The sequence below is a fragment of the Duganella sp. AC237 genome (assembly GCF_979254035.1).
Window position 1 is genome coordinate 1189938 of sequence record NZ_CEEDEW010000003.1, and the last position, 26365, is coordinate 1216302.

Annotated in this window: 34 protein-coding genes; 22 read left to right on the top strand and 12 right to left on the bottom strand. The window is 61.8% G+C overall.

The window, feature by feature from the left end:
* Nucleotides 1-13 precede the first annotated feature (13 nt).
* From ctaD to AC0IYS_RS05740, 5 genes are read left to right on the top strand one after another with little or no spacing between them, the layout of a single operon-like run.
* On the top strand, nt 14-1609 hold the full coding sequence (gene ctaD / locus AC0IYS_RS05720; RefSeq protein WP_471704265.1) for a cytochrome c oxidase subunit I: 1596 nt from the start codon (nt 14-16) through the stop codon (nt 1607-1609).
* An 18-nt stretch (nt 1610-1627) separates the two neighbouring features.
* Nucleotides 1628-1735 (top strand): cytochrome oxidase small assembly protein, encoded by a 108-nt coding sequence (locus AC0IYS_RS05725; RefSeq protein WP_471704266.1) that lies wholly within the window; start codon nt 1628-1630, stop codon nt 1733-1735.
* Nucleotides 1736-1738: 3 nt separating this feature from the next.
* Nucleotides 1739-2335 (top strand): cytochrome c oxidase assembly protein, encoded by a 597-nt coding sequence (locus AC0IYS_RS05730; RefSeq protein ID WP_471704267.1) that lies wholly within the window; start codon nt 1739-1741, stop codon nt 2333-2335.
* Nucleotides 2322-2528 (top strand): DUF2970 domain-containing protein, encoded by a 207-nt coding sequence (locus tag AC0IYS_RS05735; RefSeq protein WP_090316718.1) that lies wholly within the window; start codon nt 2322-2324, stop codon nt 2526-2528. Before AC0IYS_RS05730 ends, AC0IYS_RS05735 begins: the two co-directional genes overlap by 14 nt.
* A 38-nt stretch (nt 2529-2566) precedes the next feature.
* A complete protein-coding gene (locus tag AC0IYS_RS05740) occupies nt 2567-3451 on the top strand; it encodes a cytochrome c oxidase subunit 3 (RefSeq protein ID WP_471704268.1) in 885 nt (294 codons plus the stop codon).
* Nucleotides 3452-3645: 194 nt separating this feature from the next.
* Here AC0IYS_RS05740 and AC0IYS_RS05745 read toward each other — a convergent pair whose 3' ends face one another.
* On the bottom strand, nt 3646-3849 hold the full coding sequence (locus AC0IYS_RS05745; protein ID WP_090316716.1) for a twin transmembrane helix small protein: 204 nt from the start codon (nt 3847-3849) through the stop codon (nt 3646-3648).
* Nucleotides 3850-3888: 39 nt separating this feature from the next.
* On the opposite strand from AC0IYS_RS05745, the gene AC0IYS_RS05750 reads away from it, so the two are divergent.
* From AC0IYS_RS05750 to AC0IYS_RS05775, 6 genes are read left to right on the top strand one after another with little or no spacing between them, the layout of a single operon-like run.
* Nucleotides 3889-4623, top strand: a complete 735-nt coding sequence (locus tag AC0IYS_RS05750) for an SURF1 family protein (protein ID WP_471704269.1) — start codon at nt 3889-3891, stop codon at nt 4621-4623.
* Between the two features lie 28 nt (nt 4624-4651).
* On the top strand, nt 4652-5230 hold the full coding sequence (locus AC0IYS_RS05755) for an SCO family protein (RefSeq protein ID WP_471708802.1): 579 nt from the start codon (nt 4652-4654) through the stop codon (nt 5228-5230).
* Nucleotides 5231-5235: 5 nt separating this feature from the next.
* Nucleotides 5236-6399, top strand: a complete 1164-nt coding sequence (locus AC0IYS_RS05760; protein WP_471704270.1) for a COX15/CtaA family protein — start codon at nt 5236-5238, stop codon at nt 6397-6399.
* Nucleotides 6400-6408: 9 nt separating this feature from the next.
* Nucleotides 6409-7302: a heme o synthase gene (cyoE, locus tag AC0IYS_RS05765; protein WP_471704271.1), complete on the top strand. Its 894-nt coding sequence runs from the start codon at nt 6409-6411 to the stop codon at nt 7300-7302.
* Nucleotides 7299-7889 carry an SCO family protein gene (locus AC0IYS_RS05770; RefSeq protein ID WP_471704272.1) on the top strand — a complete coding sequence of 197 codons (591 nt, stop codon included), beginning with the start codon at nt 7299-7301 and terminating at the stop codon, nt 7887-7889. The genes cyoE and AC0IYS_RS05770 overlap by 4 nt, the downstream gene beginning before the upstream one ends.
* Nucleotides 7886-8941: an AI-2E family transporter gene (locus tag AC0IYS_RS05775; RefSeq protein WP_471704273.1), complete on the top strand. Its 1056-nt coding sequence runs from the start codon at nt 7886-7888 to the stop codon at nt 8939-8941. The genes AC0IYS_RS05770 and AC0IYS_RS05775 overlap by 4 nt, the downstream gene beginning before the upstream one ends.
* A gap of 24 nt (nt 8942-8965) precedes the next feature.
* Here the strand turns inward: AC0IYS_RS05775 and AC0IYS_RS05780 are convergent, their stop codons facing one another.
* Nucleotides 8966-9364, bottom strand: a complete 399-nt coding sequence (locus AC0IYS_RS05780) for a GFA family protein (protein ID WP_471704274.1) — start codon at nt 9362-9364, stop codon at nt 8966-8968.
* 209 nt (nt 9365-9573) lie between these two features.
* Between AC0IYS_RS05780 and AC0IYS_RS05785 the strand changes: the two genes are divergently transcribed.
* On the top strand, nt 9574-9786 hold the full coding sequence (locus AC0IYS_RS05785) for a hypothetical protein (protein ID WP_471704275.1): 213 nt from the start codon (nt 9574-9576) through the stop codon (nt 9784-9786).
* A gap of 11 nt (nt 9787-9797) precedes the next feature.
* A complete protein-coding gene (locus AC0IYS_RS05790) occupies nt 9798-10385 on the top strand; it encodes a hypothetical protein (RefSeq protein ID WP_471704276.1) in 588 nt (195 codons plus the stop codon).
* On the opposite strand, the gene AC0IYS_RS05795 is transcribed toward AC0IYS_RS05790, so the two are convergent.
* From AC0IYS_RS05795 to AC0IYS_RS05810, 4 genes are all read right to left on the bottom strand, one after another.
* A complete protein-coding gene (locus AC0IYS_RS05795; RefSeq protein ID WP_471704277.1) occupies nt 10382-11719 on the bottom strand; it encodes a hemolysin family protein in 1338 nt (445 codons plus the stop codon). The genes AC0IYS_RS05790 and AC0IYS_RS05795 overlap by 4 nt on opposite strands.
* Nucleotides 11720-11930: 211 nt before the next feature.
* Nucleotides 11931-12311, bottom strand: coding sequence for a hypothetical protein (locus tag AC0IYS_RS05800; protein WP_471704278.1), 381 nt, complete (start codon nt 12309-12311; stop codon nt 11931-11933).
* Nucleotides 12312-12337: 26 nt separating this feature from the next.
* Nucleotides 12338-12802 carry a hypothetical protein gene (locus tag AC0IYS_RS05805; protein WP_471704279.1) on the bottom strand — a complete coding sequence of 155 codons (465 nt, stop codon included), beginning with the start codon at nt 12800-12802 and terminating at the stop codon, nt 12338-12340.
* Between the two features lie 8 nt (nt 12803-12810).
* Nucleotides 12811-13302 carry an Hcp family type VI secretion system effector gene (locus AC0IYS_RS05810; protein ID WP_471704280.1) on the bottom strand — a complete coding sequence of 164 codons (492 nt, stop codon included), beginning with the start codon at nt 13300-13302 and terminating at the stop codon, nt 12811-12813.
* A gap of 293 nt (nt 13303-13595) precedes the next feature.
* Here AC0IYS_RS05810 and AC0IYS_RS05815 point away from each other — a divergent pair, with 293 nt between their 5' ends.
* Both AC0IYS_RS05815 and AC0IYS_RS05820 read left to right on the top strand, forming a co-directional pair.
* Entirely contained in the window at nt 13596-14210 is a 615-nt protein-coding gene (locus AC0IYS_RS05815) for an energy transducer TonB (protein ID WP_471704281.1), read from the top strand.
* Between the two features lie 131 nt (nt 14211-14341).
* Complete coding sequence (locus AC0IYS_RS05820) at nt 14342-14818, top strand: GNAT family N-acetyltransferase (protein ID WP_471704282.1); 477 nt, start codon at nt 14342-14344, stop codon at nt 14816-14818.
* On the opposite strand, the gene AC0IYS_RS05825 is transcribed toward AC0IYS_RS05820, so the two are convergent.
* On the bottom strand, nt 14784-15227 hold the full coding sequence (locus tag AC0IYS_RS05825) for a GNAT family N-acetyltransferase (RefSeq protein WP_471704283.1): 444 nt from the start codon (nt 15225-15227) through the stop codon (nt 14784-14786). The genes AC0IYS_RS05820 and AC0IYS_RS05825 overlap by 35 nt on opposite strands.
* A gap of 133 nt (nt 15228-15360) precedes the next feature.
* On the bottom strand, nt 15361-15960 hold the full coding sequence (locus AC0IYS_RS05830) for a TetR/AcrR family transcriptional regulator (RefSeq protein WP_471704284.1): 600 nt from the start codon (nt 15958-15960) through the stop codon (nt 15361-15363).
* A gap of 87 nt (nt 15961-16047) precedes the next feature.
* On the opposite strand from AC0IYS_RS05830, the gene AC0IYS_RS05835 reads away from it, so the two are divergent.
* A complete protein-coding gene (locus AC0IYS_RS05835; RefSeq protein WP_471704285.1) occupies nt 16048-17193 on the top strand; it encodes an aldo/keto reductase in 1146 nt (381 codons plus the stop codon).
* Here AC0IYS_RS05835 and AC0IYS_RS05840 read toward each other — a convergent pair.
* Genes AC0IYS_RS05840 through nhaR form a run of 3 tightly spaced genes read right to left on the bottom strand, consistent with a single transcriptional unit; the run spans nt 17190 to nt 19041 of the window.
* Nucleotides 17190-17711 carry a hypothetical protein gene (locus AC0IYS_RS05840; RefSeq protein ID WP_471704286.1) on the bottom strand — a complete coding sequence of 174 codons (522 nt, stop codon included), beginning with the start codon at nt 17709-17711 and terminating at the stop codon, nt 17190-17192. The two genes, AC0IYS_RS05835 and AC0IYS_RS05840, sit on opposite strands and share 4 nt — an antisense overlap.
* Nucleotides 17708-18073, bottom strand: coding sequence for a GFA family protein (locus AC0IYS_RS05845; RefSeq protein ID WP_471704287.1), 366 nt, complete (start codon nt 18071-18073; stop codon nt 17708-17710). Before AC0IYS_RS05845 ends, AC0IYS_RS05840 begins: the two co-directional genes overlap by 4 nt.
* A gap of 56 nt (nt 18074-18129) precedes the next feature.
* The gene (gene nhaR / locus AC0IYS_RS05850) at nt 18130-19041 is read right to left on the bottom strand and encodes a transcriptional activator NhaR (RefSeq protein ID WP_471704288.1); all 912 of its coding nucleotides are present in this window, start codon (nt 19039-19041) and stop codon (nt 18130-18132) included.
* A 110-nt stretch (nt 19042-19151) separates the two neighbouring features.
* On the opposite strand from nhaR, the gene AC0IYS_RS05855 reads away from it, so the two are divergent.
* The 4 genes from AC0IYS_RS05855 to AC0IYS_RS05870 all read left to right on the top strand — a co-directional run bounded on the left by AC0IYS_RS05855 (nt 19152) and on the right by AC0IYS_RS05870 (nt 22246).
* A complete protein-coding gene (locus tag AC0IYS_RS05855; protein ID WP_471704289.1) occupies nt 19152-20204 on the top strand; it encodes a DUF475 domain-containing protein in 1053 nt (350 codons plus the stop codon).
* A gap of 115 nt (nt 20205-20319) precedes the next feature.
* Nucleotides 20320-20895 carry a TerD family protein gene (locus tag AC0IYS_RS05860; protein ID WP_090316687.1) on the top strand — a complete coding sequence of 192 codons (576 nt, stop codon included), beginning with the start codon at nt 20320-20322 and terminating at the stop codon, nt 20893-20895.
* 33 nt (nt 20896-20928) lie between these two features.
* Nucleotides 20929-21627 carry a TIGR00266 family protein gene (locus AC0IYS_RS05865; RefSeq protein WP_471704290.1) on the top strand — a complete coding sequence of 233 codons (699 nt, stop codon included), beginning with the start codon at nt 20929-20931 and terminating at the stop codon, nt 21625-21627.
* 37 nt (nt 21628-21664) lie between these two features.
* Entirely contained in the window at nt 21665-22246 is a 582-nt protein-coding gene (locus AC0IYS_RS05870) for a TerD family protein (protein ID WP_471704291.1), read from the top strand.
* Between the two features lie 86 nt (nt 22247-22332).
* On the opposite strand, the gene AC0IYS_RS05875 is transcribed toward AC0IYS_RS05870, so the two are convergent.
* On the bottom strand, nt 22333-23655 hold the full coding sequence (locus AC0IYS_RS05875) for a porin (RefSeq protein WP_471704292.1): 1323 nt from the start codon (nt 23653-23655) through the stop codon (nt 22333-22335).
* Nucleotides 23656-23855: 200 nt separating this feature from the next.
* Here AC0IYS_RS05875 and AC0IYS_RS05880 point away from each other — a divergent pair, with 200 nt between their 5' ends.
* Nucleotides 23856-25277, top strand: a complete 1422-nt coding sequence (locus AC0IYS_RS05880) for a DHA2 family efflux MFS transporter permease subunit (RefSeq protein WP_471704293.1) — start codon at nt 23856-23858, stop codon at nt 25275-25277.
* Nucleotides 25278-25292: 15 nt separating this feature from the next.
* On the top strand, nt 25293-26111 hold the full coding sequence (locus tag AC0IYS_RS05885; protein WP_471704294.1) for an HDOD domain-containing protein: 819 nt from the start codon (nt 25293-25295) through the stop codon (nt 26109-26111).
* The last annotated feature ends 254 nt before the right edge of the window (nt 26112-26365 follow it).

The following is a 26365-nucleotide window of genomic DNA, read 5'->3' on the forward strand; positions in this document are numbered from 1 at the left end:
AGGAGCGTTACAAATGAGCACAAGCACCTTGGATCACGCACACGATCACGCACACGATCACGCTCACGACCACCCGCACGGGCTGTCGCGCTGGTTGTTCGCCACCAACCACAAAGACATCGGCACGCTTTACCTGTGGTTCTCGTTTGTCATGCTGCTGTCGGGCGGCGTGTTGGCGCTGATGATACGCAGCGAGCTGTTCAAGCCGGGCCTGCAATTCTTCCAGCCTGAGTTCTTCAACCAGCTGACCACGATGCACGGCCTGGTGATGGTGTTCGGCGCCATCATGCCGGCCTTCGTCGGCTTCGCCAACTGGATGATCCCGCTGCAGATCGGCGCCTCGGACATGGCGTTCGCGCGCATGAACAACTTCTCGTTCTGGCTGCTGCCGCCTGCCGCGCTGCTGCTGGCGACCTCGTTCCTGGTCCCGGGCGGCGCCACCGCCGCCGGCTGGACCCTGTACGCGCCGCTGTCGACCCAGATGGGACCGGGCATGGACATGGCCATCTTCGCGATGCACCTGATGGGCGCGTCGTCGATCATGGGCTCGATCAACATCATCGTCACCATCCTCAACATGCGCGCGCCCGGCATGACACTGATGAAAATGCCGATGTTCTGCTGGACCTGGCTGATCACCGCCTACCTGCTGATCGCCGTCATGCCTGTGCTGGCCGGCGCCATCACCATGACCCTGACCGACCGCCACTTCGGCACCACCTTCTTCAACGCGGCCGCCGGCGGCGACCCGGTCATGTACCAGCACATCTTCTGGTTCTTCGGCCACCCCGAGGTGTACATCATGATTCTGCCGGCATTCGGCATCGTCTCGCAGATCCTGCCGGCGTTCGCCCGCAAGCAGCTGTTCGGCTACGCGTCGATGGTGTACGCCACCGCGTCGATCGCGATCCTGTCGTTCATCGTCTGGGCCCACCACATGTTCACCACCGGCATGCCGGTGACGTCGCAGCTGTTCTTCATGTACGCGACGATGCTGATCGCGGTGCCGACCGGCGTGAAGGTCTTCAACTGGATCGCCACGATGTGGAAGGGTTCGATGACGTTTGAAACCCCGATGCTGTTCGCGGTGGGCTTCATCTTCGTGTTCACCATTGGCGGCTTCACCGGCCTGATCCTGGCCGTGACCCCGATCGACATCCAGCTGCAGGACACCTACTATGTGGTGGCGCACTTCCACTACGTGCTGGTGGCCGGCTCGCTGTTCGCGCTGTTTGCCGGCTTCTACTACTGGTCGCCGAAGTGGACCGGCCACATGTATAACGAGACGATGGGCAAGGCGCACTTCTGGCTGTCGCTGATCACCTTCAACGTCACCTTCTTCCCGATGCACTTCCTGGGGCTGGCCGGCATGCCGCGCCGTTATGTCGACTACTCGGCGCAGTTCACCGACTACAACATGATCGCCACCATCGGCGCCTTCGGTTTTGGCCTGTCGCAGGTGTTCTTCCTGTTCGGCGTCATCATCCCGACCATTCGCGGCGGCAAGAAAGCCGAAGCGAAGCCATGGGATGGCGCCGAAGGGCTGGAGTGGACCGTGCCGTCGCCGGCGCCGTTCCACACCTTTGAAACCCCGCCGCAGTTCAAGTAACGCGGTTGGATTAAGATCATGTCAGAACATAAGAAGCCGAACAACGCGCGCACCGGCTGGATCCTGGCCGGCCTGGCGCTGTTCTTTTTCCTTTCCGTGTTCGTCAAGCGGATGTGGTTGAGTTAAGCGTTGAGCACAGATAAAGAAACCAGCGGCTTGAACCGCACCCTGCTGGGCAAGCTGATCGTCATCGCCGTGGTGATGTTCGGCTTCGCCTACGCGCTCAATCCGTTCTACCGCCAGATCTGCGAAGCGCTGGGGCTGAACGTGCTGACACAAAAGGATGGCACGGTCGAGTTCGACAAGAACACGCAGGTCGACAAGACCCGCAACGTCGTCATCGAGTTCGACGCCAACGCGCAGGGGCCGTACCGCTTCCGCCCCACGGTGACGAACATGACGGTGCACCCGGGCGAGCTGGCCACGGTCATGTACGAGGTGGTCAACACGCAGAACCGCGATGTCGCGGCGCAGGCGATTCCAAGCTACGCGCCGCAAAACGCGATGCAGCACTTTAAAAAGGTCGAATGCTTCTGCTTCAAGCAGCAGGCGCTGAAACCGAACGAGGCGCGGCAGATGCCGGTGGTGTTCTTCATCGATCCGGCGCTGCCGAAGGATGTGAAGACGATCACGTTGTCGTACACCTTCTTCGAGGTGGGCGGCATGGATAAAACCGCGGCCAAGACCGCCGCGGTGAACGGGGGCGCTCAAAATGCCGTCCGATAAAAAGGAAAGCGCGTCGTTCCTGTACTCGTTGCGGGCGGTGTTCTGGTCGTTTTTCGGCCTGCGCAGGAAGAGCGATTTCGATACCGATTCGGCCAAGCTGAATCCGCTGCACATTGTCATCGCCGCCCTGATCGGCGTGGCCGTTTTCATCGGCCTGCTGATCACGATAGTCAAATTAGTAGTGGCACAATAAAAGTAGCATCCTCGAATAAATGATTTAGGGAGATGAAGATGAGTTCACAGGTCGGTTCACACGCCGGTTCGCACAACGCCACGGCGCCGTACTACTTTGTGCCGGGGCCGTCCAGATGGCCGCTGTTCGCCGGTCTGTCGCTGTTGATCACGATGGTCGGCGCTTCCGGCTGGGTGAACGACGCATCGTGGGGCATGCCGGTCAACTTTATTGGCCTGGCGGCGATCATCACCGTGCTGTATTTCTGGTTCGGCGACGCCATCAAGGAATCCGAAGCCGGGCAATACAGCCAGCGCATCGACTACTCGTACCGCTGGTCGATGGCGTGGTTCATCTTCTCGGAAGTGATGTTCTTCGCCGCCTTCTTCGGCGCGCTGTTCTACGCGCGCACGATCACGATGCCGTGGCTGGGCGACCTCGACCACAAGTTCATCTGGCCTGACTTCGCCGCGCACTGGGGCAACACCGGCCCGGCCGGCACGGTGGAAACCTTCAGCACGATGGGCCCGTTCCCGATTCCGACCATCAACACCGCGTTGCTGCTGACCTCGGGCCTGACGTTGACGATTTCTCACCACGCGCTGCGCGCCGGCCACCGCGCGCAGACGGCGATCTGGCTGTTCGCCACCGTCCTGCTGGGCGCCATCTTCATGGGTTTCCAGGCCTACGAATACATGCACGCGTACTCGGAACTGAACCTCAAGCTGACCTCGGGCATCTACGGCTCGACGTTCTTCATGCTGACCGGCTTCCACGGTTTCCACGTCACGATGGGCGCGATCATGCTGTCGGTGGTGCTGTACCGGGTCCTGAAGGGCCACTTCACGCCGGACAACCACTTCGCGTTCGAAGGCGCGGCCTGGTACTGGCACTTTGTCGACGTGGTCTGGCTCGGTTTGTACGTTGTCGTGTACTGGCTGTAAGGGCGCAGCGTTATAATGCCGCGACGGGTTCGTCGCGGCGCAAAAAAGCCGCAGACGGGAACGCCCGCTGCGGCTATTTTTTTAACTGCAACTCCGGGGTCAGGTCCACTTTTTCTACACGGTCTGGACTGTAAGTCGTGAAAATGCCGCCCCAAGGTTGGGTTCGTGTAGAAATGGTGGACCTGACCCCGGAGTTAGGTGCGGATGCCGGTGGGGTGGATGTAGCCGAGCTTGTAGAAGAGCAGGATCAGCAGGAACAGGGCGATCGATAGCCCGACCCGCAGCGCGAGCGCGTTGACGGTGTTGTTGCTTTTGCCCTTGTCGCGCATCAGGAAAAACAAGGCCGATCCCAGGCTGCCCAGTATCAGGATGAACGCGATGGCGACAGCAATTTTCATGACAGGACCGGGCGGTGAAATGATTGAGGCTCCATTGTAATGCCTATTAGCTTCCGCTTTAAATTGATCCCTTTCGTGGCGACCGTGCTGCTGGTGACGCTCGGCATTCAGCTGGGCAACTGGCAGGAACGCCGCGCCGCGCAAAAAATCTCCGCACAGGATAAACTTGCTCAAGGTAACCTCGCCGGGCCGCTGCTGCTCGACGGTAAGCCGCTCGACGCCGGCGCCGTCGAATTCCGCCGCGTGACCGCGACCGGCCGGTTCGTCGCCGACTGGCCGCTGTATCTGGATAATCGGCCCTATCAGGGACGATCCGGCTTTTACGTGCTGATGCCGTTTAAGATCGCCGGATCGGGCATGCATGTGCTGGTCCAGCGCGGCTGGCTGCCGCGCGATTCGGCGCAGCACGACAAACTGCCGGCCTACATCACGCCGACGGGCGAGGTGACACTCGAAGGCGTGGCGCGCTTGAATCCGGGCCGTGTGATGCAGCTGGGTACGGCGCCGCCGCTGGCGCCGAACGCGATCGTGCAGAACGCCGATCCGTTGCACGTGGCCGAGCAGAGCGGGCTGACGATGCAGCCGTTCGTGCTGCAGCAGACGGCGCCGGCCAAGCCGGGCGGCGACGATACCGGCATGGCGCGCGATTGGGCGCTGCCGGCGATGAGCGTCGAAAAACATCAGGGCTACGCCTTCCAGTGGTACGCGCTGGCGGCGATGGCCGTTGTCTTCTTTGTTGTGAACGGATTCAGACGTGCAAAACCCGCCAAATAATCAAACCTCCCGTGGCCGCTGGAAGCTGATGGCCGTGCTGGCCGTGTGCGCCGCGCCGCTGATCGCTTCGTATTTTATGTATTACGTGGTCAAGCCCAAGGGCGGCGTGACCAACTACGGCACCCTGATCGATCCGCGCCTGCATCCGATTCCGCCGATGGCCAGCACCACCCTGGACGGCAAGCCGGCCACCCTGGACAACTACAAGGGCAAGTGGATCATGCTCAAGGTCGGCCCGTCCGAGTGCCTGCAGGAATGCCAGGACCAGCTGTTCGCGATGCGCCAGCTGCGCACCATGCAAGGCAAGGAGATGGAGCGCATCGAGCGCGTGTGGATGATCACCGACAGCGAACCGCTCGATACGGTGCTGATGCGCGTCAACGACGGCACCCGCATGCTGCGCGCGCCGGCGGCCGTGGTCGACAAGTGGCTGCCGCTGGACAAGTCCGCACCGGCCGACAAGGTCGCCGACCACGTCTACCTGATCGATCCGCTGGGCAACCTGATGATGCGCTTCCCGAAAGGCGCCGTCTCCAGCGACACCGAAAAAGTGCGCAAGGTTCACAAGGACCTGTACAAACTGCTTAAAGCTTCGGCGATCGGATAGCCATCATGCACATGACCCTGATCCAAATGGCGGTCACGGCGTTGCTGGTCGCGCTGCTGCCGCTGTCGCTGGTCTACACCTCGTCCGACGCCAGCAAGTACCGCAAGCTGGTGTGGGTCAGCGTGTTCCTGACGTTCGACCTGATCGTGTTTGGCGCCTTCACCCGCCTGACCGATTCCGGCCTGGGCTGCCCGGACTGGCCGGGCTGCTATGGCGCCGCCAATCCCTTCCTGGCGCACGCCCAGATCGTTGCCGAGGAAACCTTGCGCCCGACCGGCCCGGTGACCGTGGTCAAGGCCTGGATCGAGATGATCCACCGCTACCTGGCGATGGCGATCGGCGTGCTGATCGTGGCGATGATGTCGCAGGCGTGGTACCGCTGGATCAAGTCCCAGCGCACCCGCATCGAGTACGCGCCGGCGATGCCGACCTTCCTGTTTTTCTTCGTCTGCCTGCAGGGCGCGTTCGGCGCCTGGACCGTCACCCTGAAGCTGCAACCGGTGATCGTCACCATCCACCTGCTGCTGGGCATGGGATTGCTGGCGCTGCTGGTGTGGTACGGCGGCCGCCAGAACCAGCTGATCGCGCCGGTGCGTACGGTGACGGCCTCGCCGCCGGCGATGCGCAACATCCGCCTGCTGGCGGGCGCTTCGGCGCTGATCCTGCTGGTGCAGATCGCGCTGGGCGGCTGGGTCAGCACCAACTACGCGACCCTGGCCTGCACCGATTTCCCGCTGTGCGGCGGCAAGCTGGTGCCGGAGATGGACTTCGAGCACGGCTTCACCCTGTGGCGCGAGCTGGGCAAGACCGCCGCCGGCCATTATTTGCCATTCTCGGCGCTGACGGCGATCCACTGGGTGCACCGAAACATGGGCTTCCTGGTGGCGCTGGTGGCCGGCTACACGGCCTGGCGCGCGTGGGACCACCCGGCGCTGCACAAGGTGGCGCGCGGCATCGCCGTCATGCTGGCGGTGCAGATCGCCAGCGGCGTTGCCACCATTTACCTGAGCTTCCCGCTGACCATCGCCGTGCTGCACAACGCCGGGGCGGCCATGCTGGTCCTGCTGCTTACCATGTTAAACTACAAGGCTAAGTACCAGTACGATCTTGCCAAAAAAGCAGCTTCAGGCTCGGCTTTCTCGCAGATCTTGCCGGTCCGGCAACGATAAGCACACCTGATGACCACTCACACCGCCATTTCCAAACCACCCAGCCGCGCCTCGCAATATTGGGCGCTGACCAAGCCGCGCGTCACCCAGATGGCGGTGTTCTGCGCCGTCATCGGCATGTTCCTCGCCACCGAGGGGCTGCCGGACTGGCGCGTGGTGGTGGCCGCCACCATCGGCATCTGGCTGCTGACGGGCGCCGCCTTCGCCGTCAACTGCCTGGCCGAGCGCGAGATCGACGCCCGCATGGCCCGCACCGCGCGCCGTCCGATGGCGCTGGGCGATATCACGGTCATGCAGACGGTGGTGTTTGCTACCATCATTGGCGGCGCCGGCATGTGGATTCTTTACACCATGGTCAATCCGCTGACGATGTGGCTGACCTTTGTCACCTTCATCGGCTACGCCATCATCTACACGATGATCCTGAAGCCTTCCACGCCGCAGAACATCGTCATCGGCGGGCTGTCGGGCGCCATGCCGCCTGCGCTGGGCTGGGCCGCCATCGCCAACGAGGTGCCGATGGAAGCGTGGCTGCTGGTGCTGATCATCTTCGTCTGGACGCCGCCGCATTTCTGGGCGCTGGCGCTGTACCGCCGCGACGACTACGCCAAATCCGGCCTGCCGATGCTGCCGGTCACGCACGGCATGCAGTTCACGCAGTTCCACGTCTGGCTGTATTCGATCGCGCTGGCCGCCACCACCTTGCTGCCGTTCGCAGTGCACATGAGCGGGCTGATTTATCTCGTCTCGGCCGTCATCCTCAACGCCGTGTTCCTGCACCACGCGTGGAAAATCTACCGTCACTACACCGATCAGGTAGCCCGCAAGGCCTTCACCTGGTCGATCATTTATTTGTCGCTGCTGTTCGCGGCGCTGCTGGTGGACCACTACATCAAACTATGAAGAAAATCCTCGCCCTGGGCCTGCTGGCCGTTTCCTTGATGTTGGCCGGCTGCGGCGAGAAAACCGCGCCGGCGCCGACGTTCAAAAACGTCGATATCACCGGCGCCACCTTCGCGCGCGACTTCGCGCTGACCGACCACACCGGCAAGCCGCGCACCCTGGCCGACTACAAAGGCAAGGTGGTGGTGATGTTCTTCGGCTTCACCCAGTGCCCGGACGTGTGCCCGACCACGATGGCGGAGATGTCGGCCGTGATGAAGGAACTGGGCCCGCAGGCCGGGCAGGTGCAGGTGCTGTTCGTCACCGTCGACCCCGAGCGCGATACCAAGGAGTTGTTGTCGCAGTACGTGCCGGCGTTCGACAAGCGCTTCGTCGGTTTGTACGGCACGCCAGAGCAGACCGCCGCCACCGCCAAGGAATTCAAGGTGTTCTACGCCAAGGTGGAGGGCAAGACGCCGGGCAGCTATTCGATCGACCATACCGCCGCCAGCTACATCTTCGACCGCAATGGCAAAGTGCGCCTGCTGGTGCGCCATAACCAGGGGCCGGCGCCGATCGTGCACGACATCAAACAACTGCTGCAATGAGCGGGGACGGCGTGGGCCAGCGCTTCCAGCCTTTCACCCGGCTCGCCGCCATCATCCTGCTGGTGATCGGCTGCCTGTTCGTGCTGCGACCGTTCCTGGCCGCGATCCTGTTCGCTTGCGCCATCGCCATCTCCAGCTGGCCGCTGTACCTGCGCCTGCTTGACCGCGTGAACGGGCGGCGCTGGCTGGCCGCCATCATCATGAGCGTCGGCCTGACGTTGCTGATCGTCGTGCCGCTGACGCTGGTCACCTGGAACATCGCCGACAACGCCTCCGAATTCTACGACCACTTCAAGGGCGACCTCGACACGGGCGCCTTGTCGCCGCCGGCATGGCTCAAGGATATCCCCATCGTCGGCGACATCATCGACACATATCTGCGCAAGCTGCTGGGCAGCCGCGACGAGCTCGTCAACACCGCCAAGGGCATGCTGGAGCCGGCGCGCCACTTCCTGCTGGGCGGCGGCATGGTGCTGGGCAGCGGCGTGGCGCAGGTCAGCCTGGCCGTATTCGTGAGCTTCTTCCTATACCGGGATGGCCAGAACATCATCGTCACGCTGTCGAACGCGATGAACAAATTGATCGGCGCCGAGCAGAGCCTGTCGGTGTCCGACACCGTCAGCCGCACGGTGCGCGGCGTCATGTACGGGCTGCTGGGCACGGCGCTGGCGCAGTCGGTGGTGGCGGCGATCGGCTTCCTGATCGCCGGCGTGCCGGCCGTGGCGCTGCTGTCGGTGGCGACCTTCCTGTTCTCGTTGATACCTGTGGGGCCGCCGCTGATCTGGGGCGGCGCGGCGTTGTGGCTGTTCAACGAGGGCAGCGTGGCGTGGGGCGTGTTCATGCTGGTGTGGGGCGTGTTCCTGATCAGCGGGGTGGATAACGTCGTCAAGCCGTTGCTGATCAGCCGGGGCAGCAGCCTGCCGTTCGTGCTGGTGCTGCTGGGCGTGATGGGCGGGGTGCTGGCGTTCGGTTTTGTCGGCCTGTTCATCGGGCCGACGTTGCTGGCGGTGGGACTGGGCTTGCTGAAGAACTGGACCGGCCAGCCGGTTTGATTCGGCCGGTTTTTCGCGCCGTGGCTACAGGTGCCGCACTTCGTCCGGCGGGGTCTCCCAGTTGTCGTTGCGGCCGTCCAGATAGGTGATCGGCGCGTTGATCAGCTCTTCGGGCATGACATCGTCGAGGCAGGTCACATTGACGGCATAAAACTCGCCCCAGCGCGGCGAGCTGCCGATGCCAAACGAGCGCACGCCGCAATGGCGGCAAAACAAATGCTTGTCCCGCTTGGTCAGGAATTGATAAGTGGTGAGGTCGGCTTCGCCGGAGAGAAGCCGAAACGCTGCTGTCTCGATGATGGCCGGCCAGAACCGCACCTTGGTGCAGATCGAGCAATTGCAGCGCAAGGTTCCCTGGCTTAGATCGATGTCCGCTTCAAAGCGCACGGCACCGCAATGGCAGCTTCCACGGTAGGTTTTCACGAGTTCTCCGGCAGATTCAATGCCTTCAAGATTAACAGTGGATCGTGTCACTGACAATGTCCTGCGGCGTGCCGATTGCTACCAGAGCCGGTTTGTTTTACCTCAATGCGCGCGCGCCTGGTTTGAACTGTGTACTCGATATCGTGGGTATATAATTTTTGTTCGCAGACGTTCGATGGCGGTTTAATTGTTCTAACGAGGTGGACAATATGAGCGCGAAACCTATATTTTCCCATGCCGACGTGGCGGCGATTAATGCTCGGATCGCGCGCTATTCCACTGCGCCTCTCGCATCGGCTGATTTGCCCCGCGTTCCTGCCTCGCCGGTAGCCGCGAAAGTGCTGCGTGAGATTGGAATTTCCCGCGAAAAGCTGAACGAGGCATTCCGCACCGCTCTGATGACGGCTGATTCTGAAAAATAGGGTTAGCGGCCGTGACCTACAGTTCCGTATATCAGCGATTGACTGCGGACCCGAGCGACGCGATCGGGGTGTTCGCATACATCATCTACAAACAGCAAAAGATTGAGTTCTGTAAGTCCTTTGGTGGGCGCGAACTTACGAGGGAAGAACTGGACAGCTTTCATGTCATCGCTTCGTTGGATACATCCATCGCCGTATATAGGGCCCGTGGCGAGACTCTGATGAGATTTTTCATCAGTGCGGGTGTCGAAGAGCTTGTTGAAAGTATTGAGGCCACCACTCGCAAGGGTGTGCTGTACCGGAGAATCGAATCCGGCAATGTGGACCTTCAGGAGAAACTGGCGGCAATCAGCGGAACCCTGCGCGAAAAACGAACTATTATTGGTTGGGTGCGCGACGTTTCGGGCAATCTGATCGTCAATCTAGTGTCGATTTTCGTGCTCGGCGCGCTTTTGCTTGGATACCGGTTCAGCGCGGAGCTTCAGCAGGGCGCTGAGAGGAGGGCGGGCGTGAGTGATACGTCTGCCAGTCAGAGTCCAACAGTAACCGATCCTGCATACCCCAGCCCGGTCACTCCGCCAAGCCCACCCGATCCTTAATCCAGATCGGCGTTGTCCTCGGTGTCGTCCTTCGGAATGACCTTCACCAGCAGGATGCGCGGGCCGTTCATTTTCTTCGCGACGATATCGAAGTGGCGGAAGCTGATGCGCTGTCCCTGCTTCGGAATGTCGCCCAGCTTCAGCATGATCAGGCCGCCGACCGATTCCACCTCGTCCATGCCCAATTCCTCGTTCTCGATATCGATGCCCAGGGTGCGTTCGAGCGAGAAGATCGGCAGGCTGGCCTTGCCGATCAAGGTGCCGTCAGGCTGCTTGAGCCAGTCGTTCTCGTTGAGGCGGAACTCGTCGTGGATCTCGCCGACCATGGCGCCGAGCAGGTTATCGAGCGTGATGAAGCCCAGCGGGCGCTTGCCCTTTTCGCCGATCAGCGCGAAGTGCGGGGCGCCGTCGCGGAAGCGGCGGAACTGCTCCAGCGCCGGCGTGCGCGCCGAAATCGTCTCCACCGGCCGCAGGAACGGCATCAGGTCGGTGATCGGCTTGCCCGATTGCTGGGCGAAGAACAAATCCTTCAGGTGCACCACGCCCAGCACGGTCTCGCCGTCCTTGTCGTAGTACGGATAGCGGCTGAAGCGGTTGCGCAGCATGGTCTGCAGGTTGTCGGCCAGCGAGCGGCCCGCGTGCAGGCTGATCACCTCGTTGATCGGGCGCATCAGGTCCGACACGGCCAGATCGCTGAAATCGAGCGAATGGGCCAGGATGTTGCGTTCGTCCTTGTTGTACTTCTCACCAGGCTGGCTGGTGCGCAGGATCATCTTCAGTTCCTCGACCGAATAGTGGCTTTCGTGACCGCCCTTACCGGCCAGGCCCGCCAGCCGCAGCACCAGATTGGCGCTGCCGTTGAGCACCCAGATGAACGGATACATGGCCCAATAGAAAGCGTACAGCAGCGGCGCGCACCACAGGCCGATCGCCTCCGGCATGCGGATCGCGAGCGATTTCGGCGCCAGCTCGCCGACGACGATGTGCAGGAAGGAGATGACGCCGAAGGCGAACACGAAGGCGATGCTGTGGATGAGTTTGGGTGAGTCGATGCCGATGGCTGCCAGGAACGGTTCGAGCAGGCTGGCGAAGGCCGGTTCGCCGACCCAGCCCAGACCGAGCGAGGCCAGGGTGATGCCGAGTTGGCAGGCCGACAGGTAGGCGTCAAGCTGGCCGTGCACTTTGCCGAGGATGCGACCGCGTAGTCCCTGGGTCTTGGCGATGGCGCGAACGCGCGTCTTGCGCAGCGTGACGATGCCGAATTCGGCCGCCACAAAGAATCCATTGAGCGCGACCAGGAACAGGGCGAGCACGACAAGCATAACGTTTTGCATAGGGGCCGGGCGGCGGGCGACGTAGTTAAAACATGCATCTTAAACGACTGCGAGGAGATGGGGCGCAAATTGCCGTTCATCAATCGAAAATCGGGCCATTTCTCTGCCGTTACGAGTGGACGGTCCAATCATCATATGCATCGGACCGTACGGCGCCGCGACAGGCGATGGCGACAAGATGCCTGTAGTTATTGCAGGGTGTTTTTCCAAGCTAGCAGATTGATCCAGTTGTACTTTTCCCTGTACGCAGGTCTATTCCAAAGTGACAGGTGTACGGCGAGGCGGGGCGATCCTTGTCATAAGTGCAGTCCACGTGGCCTTTTTGACGCACACGCAGGCCCGACAGGGTACCGCAGGCATCCCTCAGGTCGGGGGCTATGGATTCGAACAGGTCCTTCGCAACCTCGCCTTGCACCATAAAGGCTGCTTTGCGATCCGCACGTGTTGGAGGCTGCTGTTCTCCCAAGTCGCCCGAGTAAACAAGGTAGCTGCCTTTAAACGACTTGTAGGAGCCATCCCAGGGCTGCCTGGCAGCGTAAGCTAGCGAAAACAATGACGCCGCCAACATGATAAGCAGGGAGAGTTTTCTCATTTTTTTGCCTCGGGATGGTATGCCGATTAATTAATTTCGAAGTGGAAGTGGTTGTCGTGCTTTTCGCGGTGTCGCACTCCGGGTATCTTGTTGTCGTTGAAAAAAATATTCATGTGTCCCGGCGCTTGCGAGCGGAAAATGCTGATTAGTCTGGCAGTCGCGTCACGGTCATACTGAGAATCATAGTAGCGGACCGATTCATGAAGTCCGTCCTTCCTTACCGGACGCACGTCCACCTCGAGTCCTTTCACGTGAGAGCTGTGATCCGGGTGTGTAATCCCCCCGGCTAAACTGATGTTTCCGATTCCAAATTTCCGTGCATCGAACAATTGCCACTCCCGTTCCACGGCCAGAATAATGTTAAGCAAGCGCGAACTTGCGTACTGGCTCGCGCCGTTTCCCGGCGTTCCGTACACATAGTATCCGGCTCCTTCAGGCGCTTGCGGAAGCATAAAGTAACCGCGTGAATCCTTTGGCTGGACTTCAAGCATAGCCCCTCCTAAGCGATTCGGTTGGTGGAGAGATCCCAGCCGCCGGAAGTATTTCCACCGGCGCCGCCGCCGATTTTTTGGTGGCAGTATTTCCACTTTACTTTGGAGAACTTCAGACCAATCGAGTCGTGTAGGATGTTGCCTTCGTGCACCACTTGGCTGATGTTGCCAATCAATACGTTCTCTAGCTCGACCTCGTAATATTTGACGCGCTCACCCTGTCCGTCGGCACGCATGAATTCGAGCCGCGCCTTTGGAATCGTCCTGCCTGCTGAACAGGTCTGCATCAGAATCGGCGAGGACATATCTGCCAGTTTGGTGATGGAGATACTCTCATGCTCGCATCGCTCCGCTGTATGTCCTCCCCCCGTTGATGCTGTCGCGCTTTTTGGCTGCCGCACGCCCCATTGTGCGGACGTGATTTCGATCCAGCCAGTGTGGGTGGAGTCCGCCGATTCGCCCTTGATGCCGTCAATTTGCAGATATACATCGATTGCCATGATTTCTCCAACTGGTTGAGGGAACGTCAGGGCAGTGTTACGTCCATAGCCAAGAAACGCGTTGTGCATAATCAATCTTAGTGCCGGCTAGAGAAAATTTTGTCGAAGTGGTTGGGCTGGGTCATATATATGGCAGGGAGGGCTGGAGAGTGTTTGGGCAACCGGCGATTTAGATCTTGTAATCAACGCCCGATACACATCCCGTCCCGATCTGTGAGAGTCCGCGTACTTTCCAGTTGAGCAAGATGCTATTCTTATCGCAGGTTCAGATAAATTAATAAATCGGAGACGGCATGCGCATCACAGGAAAATGGCAACAGGTGCTTTTTACGGCGGCGCTGCTGCTGGTGTCGGTGCGAAGTGACGCCGCACCAACGGCTAGCTGCGCCAAACCAGAGTGGCCGCAGGAAGCGCGTCGCTATGAGCTCGAAGGCACGACCACGTTGAGTTTTGTCGTGGGACCGGATGGCAAGCCCGTGTCGGCGAAGGTCGAGAAAAGTTCTGGCTGGCGTATTCTGGATAAGGCCTCCTTGATCGGACTGTCCCGTTGCGTGTTCCCGAAGCCGGAGGCGGAAGCTCCCGCCAAGCCGACGCAATTTGTGTGGCGGTTGAACGGCGAATCGATGCTGCACCCGTCGATGGTGGAGGGGAGCTGTCCAGCATCCGAACAGTTCCAGACGTTTAAAAGTCTGGACAAATCGCCCAGCGATGCCAACGGCATCCTGCTGCGCATGTTAGTGAAACCTGATGGAACGCCTTGGAACGTGAAGGCGGAGGCAACCGGGCTGTCGCCGGAAGTGCTGAATGCCGCTGCGGAATTTGTTCAAAGCTGCCGCTTCGCCGTAGACCCGGACGCCAAAGGGAAACGGACGGATACCACCTACGGCAAACTGCTGCTGAAAAACTAGTGCTCAATCCGGCCAGGCTTTCTTCCCTTAACCTGAAAAATGAAACGATACGACCATGACTATGAGGACGGGGGCGATATCGTGGCGCCACAGGCGGCAAAAATGCTCGAGGCCCTCCGGCCGTGAAAAACATGTCTGATCCTGCCGCGGGCGTGCCGATGGCGAATCGTGTCAGACAGTTTAACCAAGAGGATCTTGCCGATATCTGCCGAATTTACATCGATGCCAAGCGTGACGAGCTGGCGAACGAAGGCAAGGTGGTTGACATCGTTCCGCTTGAAGACGACGCCGTCATCCTGGCGGCGTTTCGCGAGTCCGAGGTCATCGTTTGCGAACATGGCGGAGTGATGGGGTTCGCCGCCATGTTCGACGGGCAATTGCGGGCGTTATTCGTGCACAGCGAGGCGCGCGGACGAGGTGTCGGCCACGCACTGCTGAACGCGGCCCTGGCACGAGCGCCTGGAGGACTGTCGCTGCATGTGGCGGAGTCAAATTTAAACGCGCGACAATTTTATGAGCGAAGCGGATTCACCGTTACCGGCATGGAGAATCGACACTACAACGGCACTGACATTAGCTACGTGAAAATGTCGTCGCCGTGCGTGTAAGACGGAACCCCGCATCGCGATCGTTCAACACGCTTCGGGTCCATCCCTGGCCTGTATAGAATCTGTCGGCCCGCGTGTCTTTCGACGTGCTCAAATGGACGCTGTCGTGGCCGAGCGCGAACAGCCAATCGACGGCTTCCTGCAGCAAGCGCTTGGCGATTCCCCTGCCTTCGTGGTCCTGCGAGACAAACAAAGCCCAGATCGATGCGTCGGTCTTGTCGGCGTAGGAAAAGCCGACCACGGCGCCGTCCACTTCCGCGACCCAGCCGCGCCCCAGCAGTTCCAGATAGTCCCGATACATCTGCCCGGTTACCCGGCTCGGATCGGACAGTATGTTTTCCTTGACGCTTAAACGAATGGTCGACATCGCTGGAATGTCGAGGAGGGTGGCTTGTCTGATATTTATCATTCGAAAATCGTATCACGTTCCCTGGGCGCCGCTTAAATAGAATTTTCCCCTGTGCCACTCCACATCCAGCATGCGCTCTAACAGCGCGCCGGCGACTTGCGCGCTCGCTAATGAGAAGCCGCCGCGCTTCCTTTCACGGCCACGCCCGCATCGCGGTCTCGGCCACCTTTAACAATTTGCCCCGCGCCGCGCCGTCCCGCGCGAGGGTGGACATGCCCTGAATGACGCCCATGGTCAGGCCGGCCAGCGCGTCGGCGTCGGTGTCAGCGGGCAAATGGCCCTGGCCGACCGACCAATCGATCTTGTCGCGCAGGCGCGCTTCGATGTCGCGCCGGATCGCGGCCAGCTCTTCCTTCACGTCGTTGGCGGCCTCGGAGCAACTGATCGCCGAACTGGCCAGCAGGCAGCCTGGCGGGGTATTGGCGCCGGTGTAGCCGACCGCCGAGACGTTGAGCAGTTCGCGCGCCGCGTCACGCGCCGTGGGCGCATCGTCGATGATGCTAAAGGCCGTCACCGGTCCGGACATATACAAGGCGACCGCGTCAAGAAACAGGCCCTTCTTGTCGCCGAACGCCGAGTAAATGCTCGATGGCTTGACCTCCAGCGCGGCCGTCAGATCGTTGAGGGAGGTGGCCTCGTAGCCATGCCGCCAAAACAGCAGCATGGCCTTTTGCAGCGCCTGGTCACGGTCAAAGGACAGCGGTCGTCCCTTCTTGCGGTGCGTTTCGTTCATAATACTTGAGTGATCACTAGGAAATGTGTTGTGCCGACTTTGTATCTCGGCTATGATTTTCCTATCAATCACTCGGAAAGTAAAGCCATGCCCTTGACCGACTATCGCACCCTTGGACGTTCCGGCCTCGTCGTCAGCCCGTTCTGTCTCGGTACCATGACGTTCGGCACCGCCCGCTGGGGTTCGGGCGAAGGCGAATCGCGTGCCGTGTTCAACGCCTACGTGGAGGCCGGTGGCAACTTCATCGATACCGCCGACGTGTATTCCAGCGGGCGCAGCGAGGAGATGCTGGGTGCTTTCATCGCCGATGGCGCTTTGCGCGAGCGGATCGTGCTGGCGACCAAGGCGGGATTCGCGAATGGACAGGGGCCCCACGCCGGCGGCAACGGCGCCAAGCATCTCCGCGCGGCGCTGGAGGCGTCGCTCAAGCGCCTGCGTACCGATTACATCGATATGTTCTGGATACACGTGTGGGATTCGGTCACGCCGGCGGAGGAGTTGCTGGAGACGATGGCGGCACTGGTTCGCTCGGGCAAGATCCGCTATTGGGGTATTTCCAACACGCCGGCCTGGTATATCGCCAAGCTGGCGACGTTGGCCGCCGTCAGGGGCGTGCCGGGGCCGATCGCGTTGCAGTATTTTTATTCGCTGGCCAATCGCGGTATCGAGGACGAGTTTGTGCCGCTGGCGGCGGAATTCGGCATGGGCATCGTGCCGTGGAGTCCGCTGGCGTTCGGCTTGTTGACGGGGAAGTACGACCGCGCGGCCGTGGAAGGGGCGGCGCCGAGGGCGGGCGGATTGCCGCGCGATGCGGCCCAGGCGGACGAGGCGCGGCCGGAAGGCGACAAGCGTCTGGACGGGGCGAATCCGTTTGGAGATGCGCTTTTCACTGAGCGCAATTGGGCGATCGTCGACATGGTCAAGTCGGTGGCGCGGGAGACGGGGCTGAGCCCGGCGAAGGTGGCGCTGGCCTGGGTGACGGGCAGGGCGGGGGTGGCGTCGACATTGCTGGGCGTGAGCCGGGTCGAACAGTTGGTCGATAACGTCGGGGCGTTGGCGTCGGTTTTGTCGCCGCAGCATCTCGCGGCGCTCGATGCCGTCAGTGCGCCGGATCAGGCGATGTTGTATAGCTTGTTTACGCCGTCGTTGCGGCAGCATGCGGTGTTTGGCGGGAGTTCGGTGCAACCGCATGCGGCGTTGGCGGAGCGCGGCGGATTACGCCGTGCCGGCTAATCCGCCCTACGTGGATCCGTTGATTCGTGACTCAGCAACGATTCGAGGATCGAATCATTGTCCGGCATGCGTCCGCGGAACCGGCCTTTTTCGTAGCGCAGGCAGCGGCACACCCGTTGCGTGGATGCCAACCGGCCGTCTTTCAACATCAGCGTAACCGTGCACAGGAACGCTTCGCCGATAATCTCCCGCCCATCGGCGGGTATGTACAGATCGGCGTCGAAGTTCAACTCGACCCTGGCTTCGGCCAACTCCTCCAACGGCACGCCCTTCTTGATCGCCGCGCGCCGCAGGAATTCTCCATAATTTCGGGCGACCAACTGCGCGATGTTGGTCGGCGGAATTGATGTGTGGTCAAGCAAGTTCAGTTCTACACGCAGGTCCAGCGGCGCGTTGCGATACAGCAATCCAAGCGCCCACTGGCCGCCCACATCGTTGTTGCGACTGACGAAAGCACTCGCCAGGCCTGCGGCGATGTGCCTCAGCCTTTTCAGGCTGATCGTCGGCGAGTGGCTCATCTGGTCGGCAGCCAGCGCGGCTTGGTATCGACGAACAGTTCGCGTTCCACCGGGCCGCCGTATTCCGGTTCCATGGTGCCCAGGGTGACTGCGATGCGGTCCGGGCTTTGCGTGCTGCGCCAGAATAAGGTGGAACCGCAGACGCTGCAAAAGCCGCGCCGGCCTTCGTCCGACGAGGCGTATTCCGTCACCAGGTCGGCGCCGCGCTCGAAGGCGAAGCCGGCGGTGCCGACATTGGCATAGGTGCCGGCCGCAGCGCCGTGCTGCTTCTGGCACATGGTGCAGTAGCAATGGCTGGAGTGAGACACAGGACCGTCCGCGCGGTAGGCTACGCCGCCGCATAAGCAACTTCCTTTTAACATCGCGTCCTCCGATTTAATCAGTCATCGATAAACTGTAACCGATTCGATAACGGCTGTCAGCTTGCCACCGCGAATGGTCCCCCGTGCACCGCCGACAGGATCGCCTCCACTGCGGGATGCTTGATCTTGCGGGCGTTGGAGATGGCGTAGAAATGCTCGCGCAGCTCCGGCGCGTCGCCCACCAGCACGGCGCCGAATTGCTCCTCGATATCTTGCGCCAGTGCCGACGTGGCGAAGAACAAACCCATGCCATTGCGCCCGAACGTGTTGAGCATGGCGTTGTCCTCGAACTCGCCGACGATTTCCGGCCGCACTTCGTGCTGCACCAGCCAGGCGTCGATGCGTCCGCGCAGCGCGTTGTTGCGCGTGGGCACGAGCAACGGCGCGTGGTTCAGGCTGGCGGGGAAGTTGGGGCGGTATTTTTCCGCCAGACGCGGCACGCCGAACAGCTTCATGTCGCTTTCACCGAGCAGGTGGCTAAACACCTTGAGGCTGCCGCCGGCGTGCACGGTGCGGTCCGTCAGCACGACGTCGAGCTTGCCCAGCGCCAGGTCGGCCAGCAAATCCTCGAATTCCGCCTCCATGCATACCAGCCGCACCTGCTTGCCCATTTCCTGGGTCGCTTGCAGCAGGCGGAAGGCGATCAGCTTGGGCAGCGAGTCGGAGATGCCGACGGTCAGCCGCATCTTGCCGGCCTCGGCCTCGTCGAGCGCGTCCTGCAATTGTTCGCCCAGCAGGAAGATCTGGTCGCAGTAGCTCAGCGCGAGCCTGCCGGCCTCGGTCGGCACCAGACGCCGCCCTTGCGGCTCGAGCAATTGCTTGCCGACCGATTGCTCCAGCGACGCCAATTGCATGCTGATGGTCTGCACCGCCAGCCCCAGGCGCTCGGCCGCGCGCGTAACGCCGCCCTCCTTGGCCACCATCCAGAAAAAATACAGGTGCCGGAAATTCAATCCACTGGTCTTCATTGTATCAATCTTCTGTTTTTGCGAAGTAATACTTCAATTATCTTCTATTTTTAAATTGTTCGCACGCCTATACACTGCGCTACATCAACTTATAACTGGGGAAAAAATCAATGAAGCACTTTAGAATTTCCTTCCTGGTCAGCTTCATCTGCCTTGCGGCGGCTGGCTGGTGGGGATACACGCTGAACGGATGGCCTGGCGCCTTGTCCGCTTTCGGTGTCGCACTGATTCTGGCGGCGATGGAAGTGTCGCTGTCGTTCGATAACGCGGTGGTCAACGCCTCCGTGCTGAAGGATTGGGATGAGTTCTGGCAAAAGCTGTTCCTGGGCCTGGGCATCATCATCGCCGTGTTCGGTATGCGGTTGCTGTTCCCGCTGGTCATCGTCGCCGTCGCGGCCGACATCGGCATTATGGATGTGTGGACCCTGGCGCTGAACGATCCCAAGACGTATTCGATGCACCTGACCAATCACCACGCGGAAGTGGCGGCATTCGGCGGCATGTTCCTGCTGCTGGTGTTCCTGAACTTCCTGCTCGATGAAGACAAGGAAGTGCACTGGCTGGGCAACTTCGAGAAAAAGCTCGGCTCGCTGGGCAAGGTCTCGTCGATCTCGGTGATGATTTCGCTGGGCGTGCTGATGGCCTGTATGGGCCTGGTGACCGAGGCGCAAAAGCTGGTGGTCCTGATTTCCGGCCTGTGGGGCATTCTGGTGTACGTCGGCGTGGACGCGATCAGCGGCCTGCTGGAGAAGGAAGAGTCGGGCGGCAGCGATGTCGGCGACATGGTCAAGAAGGGCGGTATCGGTGGTTTCCTGTACCTGGAAGTGCTCGATGCTTCGTTCAGCTTCGACGGCGTGATCGGCGCGTTCGCCATCACCACCGACGTCGTGATCATCATGCTGGGCCTGGCCATTGGCGCGATGTTCGTGCGCTCGATGACGGTGTACCTGGTCAAGAAGGGCACGCTGGACCAGTTCGTGTTCCTGGAGCACGGCGCGCACTATGCGATCGGTATCCTGGCCGCGATCATGCTGGCAAGTATGAAGTTCCACGTGCCGGAAATCTTCACCGGTCTGATTGGTATCGCCTTCATCGCCGCCTCGGTCTGGTCGTCGGTGCGCCACCGCCGCAAGGAAGCGGCCACCGCGGCGATCCCGGCGTAACGAGGTTGTAGTCAAACAAAGTTAGAGTTGTATCAGAACACGGCGGGTCGTTAAATACGGACACGACCCGCCGCCTGCAGTACCCAAGTCCGGTTTCTTTAAGGAGTATCACATTATGGCAATCAGTCTGCAAAAAGGCGGTAACGTTAATCTGAGCAAGGAAGCCCCGGGCCTGTCGCAAATCGTCGTCGGCCTCGGCTGGGACGCGCGCGCCACCGATGGCAGCGCCTTCGACCTGGACGGCTCGGCCTTCCTGTTGAAGGTCGACGGCAAGGTCCGCGCCGACAACGACTTCATTTTCTATAACAACCTGAAATCGTCCGACGGCGCCGTCACCCACTCGGGCGACAACCGCACCGGCGCCGGCGACGGCGACGACGAAACCGTCACTATCGACCTGACCAAGGTGCCGGCCGATGTCGAGCGCATCGCCATCTGCGTGACGATCCACGACGGCGACGCCCGCAAGCAAAACTTCGGCATGGTGCAGAAGGCGTACATCCGCACGGTCAATGCCAGCGGCAACGCCGAGATCGCCCGCTACGACCTGTCCGAAGACGGTTCGACCGAATCGGCGATGGTGTTCGGCGAGGTGTATCGTAACGGTACCGATTGGAAGTTCAAGGCCGTCGGCCAGGGCTTCAAAGGCGGTCTCGGCCCGCTCGCCGCCTCGTTCGGCGTGGGCGTTTAATTCAACTGATTTTTAACTGGAAAGGACTCAGTCATGCCAAAATTTTCGGTCACCGGTGATGTCGACCCGTTTCTGCACGTAACACTGGCGCAGGGAGAGAAGATCTACTGCGAATCGGATGCGATGGTGATGATGGAGGCGACGCTCGATTTGAAGGGCAAGGTCACCGGCGGCATCGGTGCGGCCATCATGCGGCGCTTCGCCAACGGTGAGTCCTTCTTCCAGCAACACATCGAAGCGGTGCGCGGCGGCGGCGATTGCCTGCTGGCGCCAACCTTGCCAGGCGCCATGCAGGTGCTCGACGTCGGCCAGGTGCAGTACATGTTGAGCGACGGCGCCTTTGTCGCCGCCACGTCCAACGTGGAACTGAAGGTGCGCACGCAAAGCCTGGGCAACGCCCTGTTCGCCCAGAGCGGCGGTTTCTTCATCACCGAAACCGCCGGCAGCGGCCAGGTGGCGGTGTCGGGCTTCGGCTCGATCTCGGAACTGGAGGTCACGCCCGGCAACGATGTGGTGATCGACAACTCGCATGTGGTGGCGTGGGACAACAGGCTGCGCTATGAAATCTCCGTCACCACCGGCGGCAACAGCGGCTTTTTGAGCAATCTGGTCAATAGCCAGACCAGCGGCGAAGGCATGGTGCTGCGCTTTTCCGGAACCGGAAAGATCCTGGTGTGCTCGCGCAACGGCGCGGCGTTCCGGGCTTGGGCCCAGCGCCCCGGGTCGCAGTAATCCATGATCGCCAATTAAACCAACTAAGGAGCACACAATGTCAGTCAATTTGAGCAAAGGCCAGAAGATCTCTCTGGAAAAAGAAGGCGGCGGCACACTGGGTAAGGTCACCATGGGCCTGGGCTGGGATGCCATCAAGAGCAAAGGTTTCCTGGGCTTCGGCGCCAAGACCGAGGCGGTCGACCTGGACGCCTCCGTCGTCATGTTCGATGAAGGCCAGCGTCCGGTGGACGTGATCTGGTTCCGCCAGCTGAAGAGCAAGGACGGCAGCATCGTCCACACGGGCGACAACCGCACCGGCGCCGGCGACGGCGACGACGAGCAGATCAACGTCGACCTGAACGCCGTGCCGGCCAGCGTCAAGAGCCTGGTATTCACCGTCAACAGCTTCACCGGCCAGACTTTCGCCCAGGTCGAGAACGCGTACTGCCGCCTGCTGGATGCGTCCAACGGCAAGGAAGTGGCGCGTTTCAATTTGTCCGTGCAGGGTCCGCACTCGGCGCAGATCATGGCCAAGGTGTACCGTCACAACGGTGAGTGGAAGATGCACGCGATCGGCGAAAACGGCAACGGCCGTACCTTCGACGACCTGCTGCCGCAGATCGCCGCGCACCTGTAATGAATTGGGGCGCATGCGTCCCGATAATGAGTTGTACCCGCAGTTGAAGCGGAGCACCGTACCGGCGGTGCTCCGCTTTTTTACGTTTAAAACGCGTGGCGGATGCCGAGGCTGACGATGGTGGTCTTGGCGTCGAGGTTCTGGCCGGCGCCGGCGAACAGCGGCACTTCCTGCGAACCCAGCGGCAGCAGCAGCGCGCCCGGACCGCCGGCGATCGGCAGCGGGGTGATGGCGCCACGGACGATGTTGCCGCGCTTGTCCTTGACGCCGCCGACGCGGGTGTACAGCGCGGTACGCTTGGAGAAGTTGTAGTCCAGGCCGAACATCAGGCCGCGCTCGCGTCCGCGCGTGTAGTTGGTGAAGCGCGTGTCGAGCAGGTGCGCGCTGACGTCGACCTGGCCGATGGCCTGTTTGATCGTCGCGCCCCAGGTGTTGACGGTCGGATCGGTGTTGCCGCCCAGGTTGAACTTGCCCTGATGGCCGACGAAGGCGACGGTGGTGCCGGTGCCGGCGAAGATGTACTTGAACGACGCCATGTAGGCGCGATAATTCTCGACGGTGAACAGCGGCACCAGGTTGGTGCCCGAGACCACGCCCAGCGGCACACCGCCGAAATCGTTGCGGTGGTAGGAGGCAAGCGCGGTCAGGCTCTCGCCGCGCCAGGCCAGCATGGCGCCGACGGCGCGGCCGCGGTCGTCGGTGGTTTCGGCGCCGGCGGTCAGGCCGCCGACGATTTGTCCGGTGGCGGCGGTGGCCACCGGCGTGCTGGCGGTGGCGACGGAGCGCGCGGCGCTGACGCCGCTGCCGACGCCGGCGTTGGTCGAGAACGAGGCGATCGCCGTCCATGGACCCTGTTTGACGGCATAGCTGACCTGGTTGTCCTGGAATGTTTGCAAGGTGTTCACGGCCAGGCCTGCGCTGAACAGGTCGGTGCTGCCGATCGCTTCCGGCGTCACCAGGTAATAGGCGATCAGCATCGGGCTGGCCTGGCGGCCGAGTTTGACTTCGCCGACCGGCGTGGTCAGGCCGACGTAGGCCTGGCGGCCGAAGATGCGGCCGTCGTTGGCGACGCCGCCGTTGTCGAGCGTGAGGCCGCCTTCGAGCACGAACAGGCCGCGATAGCCGCCGCCCAGGTCCTCGACGCCGCGCATGCCGAAGTTACTCTGCCGCGTGTGCGACGGGCTGACCCGCACCGAGGTGCTGGCCGGCGAGGCGATCGCGTTCGGAATCGGCGTCGTGCCGCGCAGTCCGAACAAGGTGCCCTGGACGTTGCCTTCGCCTTTTTCGATGCGGTCGACGCCGACATCAAGGGTACCGTAGAGGGTGACGGACGATTGCGCGAGAGCGTGCCCCATGGCAAGGAAGGCGAGCGCGGACAGGCATGCTGCGGATGCGGCGGTTCGTTTCATATTCTTGTCTCCAGATTTTTTATAGTGGCTATCAAAACCGACCATATGCTCGGTCGTGTTGACGTTTTAAGTGTAGAGCAACATGCCGTGTGTTACGCACAGTTGTCATTAAAAGAAGGCGCGGTGCGTATAATTTGTGTACCGCAAACAACGCCCGTTTATTCCATGCTTACTTCCCGCCGCTTCTCCAAGGCCTGCGCGTGAGCGGCCACGCCGCACAGCCGGCGGCCGGCAAATGGATCGCGCTGCTCGTGGCCGGCGCCTTCTTCATGGAGAACCTGGACGGCACCATCATCACCACCGCGCTGCCGGACATCGCCAAATCGTTCGGCGTGGCGCCGCTGGCGCTGAACATCGGCGTCAGCGCTTACCTGCTGACCTTGGGCGTGTTCATCCCGATCAGCGGCTGGGTGGCCGAGCGGCTCGGTGCGCGCCGCGTCTTCGCGGCGGCGCTGACGATCTTCACCTTGGCCTCGGTGCTGTGCGGCATGGCCGACAGCGTGACCGAATTCGTCTGTCTGCGCGTGCTGCAAGGCGTGGGCGGGGCGATGATGGTGCCGGTCGGACGCCTGCTGGTGCTCAAGAACACCCCCAAGGAAAAGCTGATCGGCGTGATTGCCACCCTGACGTGGCCAGCGTTGGTGGCGCCGGTGCTGGGGCCGCCGGTGGGCGGCTTCATCGCCAGCTACCTGTCGTGGCGCTGGATCTTCTATCTCAATCTCCCGCTCGGCGTGATCGCGCTGGCGCTGGCCTTGTGGCTGATCCCCGAGCAGCGCGCGGAGACCCGGCGCCCCTTCGATTGGCCCGGCTTCGTGCTCAGCGCGGGCGGTGTGCTGTTGCTGACATGGGGCGCCGAGTCGGTCGGCGGCGCCAACCCGGACTGGGTCGAGGCGCTCTCCTGCATGACCGCCGGCGCCGTCATGCTGGCGGCGATGGTCTGGCACCTGCGCCGCGCCGCCCATCCGTTGATCGACCTGGGTGCGTTCGCCATCCCGACCTTCGCCATTACCCTGGTCGGCGGCTCGCTGTTCCGCATGGCGATCGGCACCGTGCCGTTCCTGCTGCCGCTGATGTTCCAGCTCGGCTTCGGACTGGACGCCTTCCAGTCCGGGCTGCTGGTGGTGGCCGTCTTCGCCGGCAACCTGATGATGAAGCCGGCCACCACGCCCATCCTGCGGCGCTTCGGCTTCAAGCCGGTGCTGCTGGTGAACGGCCTGGCCAATGTCGCCTCGCTGGCGGCGTGCGCGCTGCTGTCGCCGGCCACGCCGGTGTGGCTGATCGCCGCCGTGCTGTTCGTCGGCGGGCTGACGCGCTCGATGCAGTTCAGCGCCCTGAACACGCTGGCCTTCGCCGACGTGCCGCAGCAGCGCATGGCCGCCGCCAATACCTTGTTCAGCACCTCGTTCCAGGTGGCGGTGGGGCTCGGCATCGCGATGGGGGCGGGCGGGGTGCGGCTGGGCCACTGGAGCGCACAGCGGCTGGGCATCGCCGACTGGCCGGCCATCGAGTACCGGCTGGCGTTTTTGCTGGTGGCGCTGGTCAGTTTGCTGGCCATGCTGGACGCGATGTTCCTCAAAGCGGACTCAGGCGCACAAGTTGTTACAAAGCGGCGTGGCCTTTAACGCTATAATCTTGCTATGGAAAAACTAAAAGACATCTCGCAGATTGTTACGCAAGCCTCACGCGGCGAGTTGGTCTTTCCTACCAGCGTCAACGCCGCGTTGCGGCTGCAATTTGCGCTGGCCGATCCCGATTGCGACACCGAAGACGTGATCCGCAAGGTGCTGGCCGAGCCGTTGCTGGCGGCGCGCACCGTGGCGCTGGCCAACGCGGTGGTGTTCAACCGTGGCGGCGTGCCGGTCACCAGCGTGCGCTCGGCCGTGGCGCGGGTGGGCTACCGCCACCTGTACACGATGGCGGCGGCGATGGTGGTGCGCCAGTTCGGCAGCCGCATCCGCGACCCCGGCCTGCGCGCCAAGGCCGAACAGCTGTGGCGCCACACGGCCCACGTGGCGGCGCTGTCCCACGTCATCGCCCGCAAGCTGACCGCCACCGACGCCGACACGGCGATGTTCGCCGGCATCGTGCACGAGGCCGGCGGCTTTTACCTGCTGTCGCGCGCCGATGAGATTCCCGGCCTGCTGGACGATCCGGCCGACTGGATGGGCGCCGCGCACGAAATCATCACCCGCGAGATGATGAAGAAGATGGCGATCCCCGAACCGGTGAGCCTGGCCATCGTCTCGCTGCGCGGGGCAACCTTGACGCCGCCGCCGCTGGGCCTGCGCGACACCTTGCTGATCGCCAAAGGGCTGGCGCCGGTGGCGTCGCCGTTCTCGCCCATGCAGGAGCACGCCGGCCTGGCCGGCTTCATCGACGATAACGCGGCGCTGGAGCAGATGCTGTCCGAATCGGCGGAAGAGGCCGCGTCCATGAGCGCGGCGTTGTTGGTTTAAAACGGGTGGCCGGTCAAATGCCGGCGGCGGTGAGTCCGCCACGGTTCCACGTAGGGCGGATTAGGCGGAACGCCGTAATCCGCCATGCATGAGCCGTCGGCAACGCAACCATGGCGGATTACGCTGCGCTAATCCGCCCTACGTGTCTCCGTGACGGATATATCGTCGCATTCCGTTCGCCGACCGCCACCAACCGCCACGGCGCCTTGTGGCAAAAACGATGTGTAAGCAATCATTTTTGTCGAAACTCTGGC